We start from the raw sequence: 343 nt of genomic DNA, 5'->3' as shown, positions 1-343 counted from the left end.
ATGAGACTCTCTACTGGAAGGATAAAACAGGTGGCTATTATGATAAAAATAAAGATATATCAGAAATAGCTTATAGTGGGGTAATAAGAGATCCACATAATTATGAAATAACAGATGCTCGTACGGCTAAAATACCGATCGATTTGACAAAAAATAAGTGGAGAGAAAAAACTTATACAATTGTTCCTCCTAAAGATGCAGGTGACGGTACAGTTCCAATTAAAGGGGCGAAATTTGTTAACGATGGATTACAGGCAATGCTAGGTGTGGGCGTTGACCATGAGGGAGCATTTAAAAATACCGATACAGAGAGTTCTAGACTATTTACTCTTCGTTCAATAAT

Annotated in this window: 1 pseudogene; it reads left to right on the top strand. The window is 36.2% G+C overall.

The window, feature by feature from the left end:
- A pseudogene (locus V2A85_RS24650) lies at window positions 1–343 on the top strand (hypothetical protein); the annotation flags it as partial.

It is taken from the genome of Yersinia sp. 1252 StPb PI, assembly GCF_048593885.1.
Lineage (GTDB): Bacteria > Pseudomonadota > Gammaproteobacteria > Enterobacterales > Enterobacteriaceae > Yersinia > Yersinia enterocolitica_E.
This window is presented reverse-complemented; position numbering and strand designations above follow the sequence as displayed.